Genomic DNA, 8,700 nt, shown 5'->3' with positions numbered 1-8,700 from the left:
GGTGAGGGGAGGGCTGCGGTGGTTCGCCGACCGGCTCTTCCCTCCTGGCGCGAACCCGCACGACACCGTGCCCGCCCTGCTGGTCCTGCTGACCGTCGTGACCGGCATCGTGGACGCCGTCAGCTTCCTCGGCCTGCACGGCGTCTTCGCCGCCAACATGACGGGCAACGTCGTCTTCCTCGGCTTCGCACTGGCCGGGGAGGAGCGGCCGACCGTATGGGGGTCGCTGGTGGCCCTGCTGTCCTTCACTGCGGGCGCCTGGGCCACGGGGCGGACTACCCGGCGGGCGACGAACCCGCGCCGGGCGTTCGTCCTGCTCACCGCCGCGCACGCGCTGCTCGCGGCGGCCGCCCTGGTGACGGCCCAGCTGGCCGGATTCCGCGAGCCGCCAGGGCAGGCGGCGCTCATCGCGCTGCTCGCCTGCGGCATGGGCATTCAGAGCGCGTCCGTACGCGAGCTGGCGGTGCCCGACATGAACACGAACGTCCTGACCACCACCCTCACCGCGCTCTTCGCCGAAGGCCCGGGGCGGGCGAGCCTGCGCCGGGCCGCCGGCGTCGCCGCGATGTTCCTCGGGGCGCTCGGCGGCGCCACGCTGCACGTCACCACCGGCCCCGTGCCCGCACTGGCCGCGGCCACGGTCCTGCTCGCCCTCGTCGCCTTCGCGGCCCGCTCCGCCCGGTGATGGGCCGGACGTGGACGGATCAGGCCACCCCGAACAGCCATGTGCTCACCCGTGACCGGGTCTGGAACGTCCCCGCCGGGCGCCACATGGCCAGCAGCGTGTCCTGCAGGATCTCCTCGGCCGTACCCCGGTCTCCGGCCGGCCGGAACAGGAACGTGAACAGCGGCCCCGCGTACCGCTCGGTCAACGCTCTGGCGTCGCCGTCCGCCCTCCTGGCCAGGACGAGCGCATCCGGATCGGTCGGTCTCATCGGATGGTGCGTAGCATCGCCGCCCTCCGCGGGTTCACTCCAGGAAGAAGTTCGCCAGCGCACGGGCGACGGCGGCGGGGTCGTTCTCCATCGGGATGTGGCCCGCCCCTGGAACGCGGACCAGCGTGGTGTCCGGCATCTCGGCGGCGAACCGCTCCGCGTGGCGCAGCTCCTGGAAGGTGTCGTCCTCGCCCCAGACCAGCGGTTTCGGCGTCTGGTCCGCCTGGAGCGCGGGGACGAGTCCGAGCGTGTACCGGCTGTCGGCCGCGCCCGCCAGCGCCATCCACGACCTGCGGACCCTGCGCGTCGTTCCACGGGTCGAGATAGTCCGCCAGCTCGGCCTCGGTGGCCGGGCGCCCCAGCGCGACGGTGAGGGCCGCGCGGCGGGCGGCCAGCAGTTCCTCGGCCGTCGTGGTGGCCACCACGGCGGGGTCGCGGTAGCGGGCCACGCCCGGAACCGGCCACGAGTCGTACATCACCGCATTGACCAGCGCCAGCCGCCGCACCCGCGCCGGGCCGGCCGCCAGCAGGTGCTGGGCGACGGCGCCGCCGATGTCGTGCCCGGCCACGGCGAGCGGCTCCCGCGCGCCCAGCTCGGCCGCGAACCTGCGCACCCATCCGGCCGCGCCGCCGCCTGCCGCGACGACGCCCCCGCCTAGCGTTCGCCCACTCCCGGGGGCGCCGGGTCCGGGCGGCGCGCTTGTGACCTTCGGAAAGGCCCGGTGGGCGGGTGACATGCCCTTGATGCGACACAAAAGATGTCTCTTGTGGTGGGAGCGCTCCCAATCAGCTCTTTGCGAGGTTTGGCGCTATAAATCCGGTTACACCGTGATAAACCGCACCATTGGTAACGGTTACGTTTCGCGGGATTGACGCACCGAGCGGGCAAGTGCACCCTTTGTGGGAGCGCTCCCAAAGACTCCCACCGCGGTGGAACGCAGGCCGCGGTGCTCTCCCCCACACATTCACCCGAGAAGGGGTCCACCATGATGATCAGCAAGCGTCGCGGCGGTCTCGCCGCGGCCTCGGCCCTGGCCGCGGTCGCGCTGACCGTGGCGTCGTGCGGTTCCGGCGGCACTTCCGAGTCGAGCGCCGCGCCGCAACCGGTCACCATCCGCGTGCAGACGTTCGGCGGCGGCAGCAACTTCGGCTACAAGAACGCCGTCGAGAAGTGGAACGCCGAGCACAAGGACATCCAGATCCAGCACGAGAACCTGACCGACCAGTTCGAGCAGCAGTACTGGCCGCAGATGATCCAGTGGTTGCAGGCCGGCAGCGGTGCTGGCGACGTGGTCGGCATCGACGAGGGCGGCATGGGCCTGGCCAAGGCGCGCACCGAGTGGTGGGCCGACCTGAAGGAGCACGGCCTGGAGTCGCGCAAGGCCGACTACCCCGCATGGAAGTGGGAGAACGGCGTCGCCGCCGACGGCAAGCTGTTCGCCCTGGGCACCGACATCGGCGGCATGAGCCTCTGCTACCGCAAGGACCTGTTCGAGAAGGCCGGGCTGCCCACCGACCGTGACGAGGTCAGCGCGCTGTGGCCCACGTGGGACGAATATCTCAAGGTCGGCGAGCGGTTCCAGTCGAAGGTCAAGGACACCAAGTGGGCCGACGGCACCAACACGCTGTACCAGGTGGTGCTCTACCAGGAGGCGGCCAAGAACGGCAACGTCTCCTACTTCGACAAGGACAACAACCTGATCGTCGACAAGAACCCGGCGGTCAGGACGGCCTTCGACTTCGTGCAGAAGCTGAGCCAGCAGGGCCTGACCGCCAAGCTGCGCAACTTCACCGACGAGTGGGCGACGGGCACCCAGAAGGGCTCGTTCGCCACGCTGGGCTGCCCGTCCTGGATGCTCGGCGCGGTCAGCGGCAACGCCGGCGACGACGGCAAGGGCAAGTGGGACGTGGCCGCGGTGCCCGGCGGCGGCGGCAACTGGGGCGGCTCCTGGCTGGCCGTGCCGAAGCAGTCCAAGCACCCGAAGGAAGCGGCCATGGTCGCCGACTACCTGACGCAGGCGAAGACCGAGGCGAGCATCTTCGCCGACTTCGGCAACATGCCGAGCAACATCAAGGCCCAGCAGGACCCGGCGGTGCAGGGCGCGAAGAACGAGTACTTCAACGACGCCCCCATCGGTGAGATCTTCGCCAAGTCCGCCGCCAGCCTCCAGCCGGTCTTCCTCGGCGTGAAGCACGCCCAGGTCAAGAACGCCACCGAGGCGGTCATCCAGGGCATGGACGACGGCTCAGTCCCGTACGGCAAGGCCTGGCAGCAACTGATCGACGACGCGGTCAAGGCCGCGGGCTGATCTCCCCGCCCGGTCCGCCCGCGGCGGGCCGGGCACGTTGCCGTGAAAGGTCTGTTATGAGCATCGACACCCTTCCGCGGGCGACGCGGGGCAACTATCGCCGCGCCCGTCCGCCCGGCCGCCGCTGGCGTTCCCGCCTGGACGTCAAGGCGATGCCGTACGCACTGGTGTCCCCGTATTTCCTCCTGTTCGCCGCCTTCGGGTTCTTCCCGCTGGTGTTCACGCTCTACTACTCGCTGTACGACTACGACCTGACCGGCACCACCGAGTGGGCCGGGCTGGGCAACTACACCGCGCTGCTGGGCGACGACGACTTCTGGCGCGCCACGGTGAACACGGTGTCCATCTTCGTCATCGCCACCGTCCCGCAGATGCTGCTGGCCCTGTTCCTGGCCAACGCGCTGAACAAGCGCATGCGCTTCCGGCTGGCGATCCGGATGAGCGTGCTGCTGCCGCTCGTCACGTCGGTCGTCGCGGTCGCGGTGGTGTTCACGCAGCTGTTCGCCCGCGACTGGGGCCTGGTCAACTGGCTGCTCGGCATGTTCGGGGTGGACAGCACGAACTGGCGGGCCGAGCGCGTGCCGTCGTGGATCGCCATCGCCACCATGGTCGACTGGCGCTGGACGGGCTACAACGCGATCATCTTCCTGGCCGGCATGCAGACGATCCCGCGCGACCTGTACGAGGCCGCCTCGATCGACGGCGCCTCGCAGCGCAGGCAGTTCTGGCAGATCACGTTGCCGATGTTGCGCCCCACCATGATCTTCGTGGTGCTCAACTCCACGATCGGCGGCCTGACGTTGTTCTCGGAGCCGATGACGTTCTACAACGGCAACCCCGACGGCGGGTCGCAGGGTCAGTTCCAGACGGTGGCCATGTTCGTCTACAAGGAGGCCTTCCGCGAGTTCGACTACGGTTACGCCTCCGCGGCCGCCTGGCTGCTGTTCCTGCTGATCCTCATCGGAGCGGCGATCAACTTCCTGTTCGTGCGCAGGATCGGGGGCACGCGATGACCATCTGGAAACCGTCCGTCCTCACGCGGGTCCTGCTCGGGCTGGCCATCTTCCTGTCGGCTTTCCCGCTGTACTGGATGCTGGTCATCGCCTCGCGGACGAACTCGGACGCGGTGGCCTCGCCGCCGAAGTTCCTGCCGGGCGGAAACCTGGGGACGAACATCATCGCGGTGCTCAACCACCCCGAGGCCAAGTTCGTGGTCGGCCTGACGAACTCGTTCATCGTGGCGAGCGTCGTCACCATCTCGGTCATCATCATCTCGACGCTGGCCGGCTTCGCGTTCGCCAACCTGAACTTCAAGGGGCGCAACGCGCTGCTGCTGCTCGTGCTGCTGACGATGGCGGTGCCGCTGCAGCAGATGGGCGTGGTCCCGCTCTACCGCCTCATGGTGAGCCTGGAGTGGACGGGCACGCTCAAGGCGGTCATCCTGCCGTACCTGCTCAACGGGTTCGGCGTCTTCCTGATGACGCAGTACACGCGGCAGTCCGTGCCGATGGAGCTGGTCGAGGCGGCCCGGGTGGACGGCGCCGCCACGCTGCGCATCTGGTGGAACGTGGTGCTGCCCGCGGTCCGGCCCGGCATGGCCGTGCTCGGCATCAACACGTTCATGCTCATGTGGAACGACTACATGTGGCCGCTGATCGTGCTGAACCAGGACAACCCGACCGTGCAGATCGCGATCAACTCGCTCAACGCGAGGTACTCCACGGAGTACTCGTTGATCTTCGCGGGGACCGCGTTGTCCATCATTCCGCTCATCGCAGTATTCGTCGCATTCGGCCGCCAAATCGTCGGCGGACTCATGGAAGGTGCGGTCAAGGCGTGACGACACAAGAGGAACAGACGCGTACCGGGCTGCGCTTCCCCACGGGCTTCGCGTGGGGCGCGGCGACCTCGGCGTACCAGATCGAAGGGGCCGTCACGGAGGACGGGCGAGGGCGATCCATCTGGGACACCTTCACCAGGAAGCCGGGCAGGGTGCTCAACGGGCACAACGCGGACGTGGCCATCGACCACTACCACCGGTACAAGGAAGACGTCGCCGTCATGGCGGAGCTGGGCCTGTCGGCCTACCGCTTCTCGGTCTCCTGGCCCCGCATCCAGCCGACCGGCTCCGGCAAGATCAACCAGAAGGGCCTCGACTTCTACAAGCGGCTCACCGACGAGCTGCGCGAGCACGGCATCGACCCCTGGCTGACCCTCTACCACTGGGACCTGCCCCAGGAACTGGAGGACAAGGGCGGCTGGCCCAACCGCGACGTCGCCTACTGCTTCGCCGACTACGCGGCGACGGTGCACGAGGCGCTGAAGGACCACGTGCACACGTTCAGCACCGTCAACGAGCCGTGGTGCGCCGCGTTCCTCGGTTACGCCTCCGGCGAGCACGCTCCGGGCAGGCGCGAGCCGGAGAACGCGATCAGGGGCGCGCACCACCTCAACCTGGCGCACGGCCTGGCCGTGCAGGCGATGGGCGCCCGGCGCGTCGGCGGAAGCGTGAACCTCTACGCGGTCACGCCCGCCACCGGCAGCGCCGAGGACCTCGACGCGGCCCGGCGCATCGACGGCCTGCAGAACCGGTTCTTCCTGGACGCCCTGCTGCTGGGCAGCTATCCGGAGGACGTGCTGGCCGACCTTCCCGTCGAGATGGGCTTCGTCCAGCCCGGGGACATGAAGATCATCAACGCGCCCATCGACGTGCTGCTCGTCAACTACTACAGCCGCTTCACCGTCTCGGGAGCACCGGGCGGCGCACAGTCGGCGGCCGCGGCACCCACGGACACGGGGTCGCCGTGGGTCGGCAGCGAGCACGTGTCGTTCGTCAACGGCGGCCGTCCGGTGACGGCGATGGGCTGGGAGATCGACGGTCCGGGCCTGGTCGAGGTGCTCACCAGGGTGGCCCGCGACTACCCCGCGATCCCGATGGTGATCGCCGAGAACGGCGCCGCCTTCGACGACGTGGTCGACGACGGCCGCGTGCACGACCACGAGCGGCGGGCGTACGTCGAGGCGCACCTCGGCGCCTGCAAGCAGGCCATCGAGGCGGGCGTGCCCCTGGAGGGCTATTTCGCCTGGTCGCTCATGGACAACTTCGAGTGGGCCTGGGGTTACGGCAAGCGGTTCGGCCTGGTTCGGGTGGACTACGAGACACTGGAACGGCTGCCCAAGGACAGCGCGCTCTGGTACTCGGAGATCATCCGGCAGAATAGGCGACATGAACCGACCGACTCTTGAGGCAGTCGCGGCTCGGGCCGGGGTGGGCCGGGGCACGGTGTCGAGAGTCATCAACGGCTCGCCGAACGTCAGCGCCAGGGCCCGCGAGGCCGTTGAGCTGGCCATCCGCGAGCTGGGCTACGTGCCCAACCGCGCGGCGCGGGCGCTGGTGACGCGCCGCACGGACACCGTGGCGCTGGTGGTGTCCGAGTCGCAGTTGCGCGTCTTCGACGAGCCGTACTTCGCGGGCACCATCCGCGGCATCGGCTCGGCGCTGGCCGAGACCGGCCTGCAGCTGATCCTGGCGATGGCCAGGTCGCCGGAGGAGCACGAGCGGCTCGAAAACTACCTGACAGGGCAGCACGTCGACGGCGTGCTGCTCCTGTCGCTCCACGGCGCCGATCCGCTGCCGGGCCGGCTGGAGGCGATGGGCGTGCCCACCGTGCTCGGTGGCCGGCCCGTCGGCCTCGACCCCTACAGCTACGTCGACATGGACAACAGGGCCGGGGCCCGGCAGGCGGTCAAACACCTGCTGAGCCTCGGCCGCCGCGCGATCGCCGCGATCGCCGGCCCGCAGGACATGGGCGTGGGAGTCGACCGGCTCTCCGGCTACCGAGACGCGCTGCTGCCCTCGGGCCTGCCGGAGCTGGTGTCCTACGGCGACTTCTCCGAGCAGAGCGGGGCCGTCGCGATGGCCGAGCTGCTGCGGACGCATCCCCAGCTCGATGCGGTCTTCGCCGCGTCCGACCCGATGGCGCTGGGCGCGATGCGCGTGCTCAAGGCCGAGGGGCGGGCGATCCCCGGCGACGTGGCCGTGATCGGGTTCGACGACTCCAAGGCCGCACTCAGCGCCGACCCGCCGCTGACCACCGTCCACCAGCCGACCGAGGCCATGGGCCGGCAGATGGCCCGGCTGCTCGTCGCCCGCATCAACGGCGAGGAGCTGCGCCAGCCCGTCGTGATCCTCGACACGCACCTGGTGCGCAGGGAGTCCGCCTGAGGTCGGGCCCGAGAACGGGAATGAGGTGGTCCACGTGGACAGCAGGACGAAGCGCCGGTTATCCGCGGCCGAGCTCGACGCGCTGGCCCGGCGCGCGCTGGGCGCGGGCGTCGCGTCCGCCACCGAGCTGACCGACGGCTTCGCCAACGCGGTCTGGCGGCTCACACTCGACGACGGCCGCGTGGTGGTGCTCAAGCTGTCGCCGCCGCCCGAGCTCGACCAGCTCAGCTACGAACGTAATCTCCTGCGCATGGAGGCCGCCGCCTACGAGCACGCCCTAAAGGCGGGCGTCCCGGTGCCGTCGCTGCTGCGGGCCGGCTTCGACGACCCGGTGCTCGGCGGCGACTACCTGATGCTGAGCGCGCTCGACGGCGTGTCGTGGAACGACGTCAAGCCCGACGGCGAAGACGCGCTGCGCAGAGAGCTGGGCCGCCACCTGGCCAGGTTCAACGCGGTGACGGGCGAGGTGTTCGGCTACCCGCACGCCGGCATCGTGGGCGCCACGTGGCGCGAGGCGTTCCTCGCGATGGTGGCCGCGCTGCTCGGCGACACCGAGCGTTATCCGGCCCCGCTGCCGCGCCCGGCGGCCGAGATCATGGCCGTGTTCGAGGCGGCCTCGCCGGTGCTCGGCGAGGTGACGACACCCCGGCTGGTGCACTTCGACGTGTGGGCGGGCAACGTCTTCCTCGACCTGAGCGGCCCGCCCAGGATCCAGGCCATCATCGACCACGAGCGGGCCTTCTGGGGCGACCCGATCGCCGAGTTCGTCACCCCGACGATCTTCGGTGAGCTGCGCGAGGACGATCCGCTGCTGGCCGGCTACCGCGAGGTGACGCCGCTGGAGCTCACCCCTTCCGCGCTGGCCCGGCTCGACCTCTACCGCGCCTACCTCTACCTGATCCTGCTGGTCGAGAACGGGCCCCGGCAATATCCGGAGGAGGAGTACGCCCGGGTCCGCGACCTCTCGCTGTCCGCGCTGGACGTCGTCCTGGACCGCCTCCCCCGCGGGTGACGCGAGCGTGCGGCCCGGCGTGGGGATGCCGTCCCGCCGAGCGCGAGACCACCACCGTGCCGGTGCCGCCGGTGGAGGCCGGCAGGCGCCCCGTCCGAATGTCGGACGCGGCCGGCACGGCGGCGCCCTCCCCTGCGGGCCGGTGCCAGGGCCCTCCGGTGGGGCGGTGCGGTGGTGCAGGGGGCGTGCGGCGGCCAGCAGGCGGGTGCGGAGGGTGGC

The 8,700-nt window shown here is 70.1% G+C and carries 9 protein-coding genes and 1 pseudogene; 8 read left to right on the top strand and 2 right to left on the bottom strand.

The annotated features are described in order from the left end of the window. Nucleotides 1-685 (top strand): YoaK family protein (locus E1294_RS49385; RefSeq protein WP_165977926.1); only part of this gene is annotated, 685 nt, incomplete at its 5' end. A gap of 19 nt (nucleotides 686-704) precedes the next feature. Here the strand turns inward: E1294_RS49385 and E1294_RS49380 are convergent. Both E1294_RS49380 and E1294_RS53835 read right to left on the bottom strand, forming a co-directional pair. After that, complete coding sequence (locus tag E1294_RS49380; RefSeq protein WP_132519444.1) at nucleotides 705-935, bottom strand: sigma factor; 231 nt, start codon at nucleotides 933-935, stop codon at nucleotides 705-707. A 34-nt stretch (nucleotides 936-969) separates the two neighbouring features. Continuing rightward, a pseudogene (locus tag E1294_RS53835) lies at nucleotides 970-1,293 on the bottom strand (alpha/beta fold hydrolase); the annotation flags it as partial. Here E1294_RS53835 and E1294_RS56870 point away from each other — a divergent pair. From E1294_RS56870 to E1294_RS49340, 7 genes are all read left to right on the top strand, one after another. Continuing rightward, a complete protein-coding gene (locus E1294_RS56870; RefSeq protein WP_132519438.1) occupies nucleotides 1,184-1,594 on the top strand; it encodes a hypothetical protein in 411 nt (136 codons plus the stop codon). The pseudogene E1294_RS53835 and the gene E1294_RS56870 sit on opposite strands and share 110 nt — an antisense overlap. Before the next feature lie 327 nt (nucleotides 1,595-1,921). After that, on the top strand, nucleotides 1,922-3,244 hold the full coding sequence (locus E1294_RS49365; protein ID WP_132519435.1) for an ABC transporter substrate-binding protein: 1,323 nt from the start codon (nucleotides 1,922-1,924) through the stop codon (nucleotides 3,242-3,244). Nucleotides 3,245-3,300: 56 nt separating this feature from the next. After that, nucleotides 3,301-4,257, top strand: coding sequence for a carbohydrate ABC transporter permease (locus E1294_RS49360; RefSeq protein WP_132519432.1), 957 nt, complete (start codon nucleotides 3,301-3,303; stop codon nucleotides 4,255-4,257). After that, entirely contained in the window at nucleotides 4,254-5,084 is an 831-nt protein-coding gene (locus tag E1294_RS49355) for a carbohydrate ABC transporter permease (RefSeq protein WP_132519429.1), read from the top strand. Before E1294_RS49360 ends, E1294_RS49355 begins: the two co-directional genes overlap by 4 nt. Beyond that, nucleotides 5,081-6,490, top strand: coding sequence for a GH1 family beta-glucosidase (locus E1294_RS49350; protein ID WP_132519426.1), 1,410 nt, complete (start codon nucleotides 5,081-5,083; stop codon nucleotides 6,488-6,490). Before E1294_RS49355 ends, E1294_RS49350 begins: the two co-directional genes overlap by 4 nt. Beyond that, nucleotides 6,471-7,469 (top strand): LacI family DNA-binding transcriptional regulator, encoded by a 999-nt coding sequence (locus E1294_RS49345; RefSeq protein ID WP_132519423.1) that lies wholly within the window; start codon nucleotides 6,471-6,473, stop codon nucleotides 7,467-7,469. Before E1294_RS49350 ends, E1294_RS49345 begins: the two co-directional genes overlap by 20 nt. 34 nt (nucleotides 7,470-7,503) lie before the next feature. Continuing rightward, nucleotides 7,504-8,481, top strand: a complete 978-nt coding sequence (locus E1294_RS49340; protein WP_132519420.1) for a phosphotransferase family protein — start codon at nucleotides 7,504-7,506, stop codon at nucleotides 8,479-8,481. The last annotated feature ends 219 nt before the right edge of the window (nucleotides 8,482-8,700 follow it).

It is taken from the genome of Nonomuraea diastatica (assembly GCF_004349015.1).
Taxonomy (GTDB): Bacteria; Actinomycetota; Actinomycetes; order Streptosporangiales; family Streptosporangiaceae; genus Nonomuraea; species Nonomuraea diastatica.
Note: the sequence above shows the minus strand (reverse complement) of the source record. Positions and strands in the feature narration are given on the sequence as shown.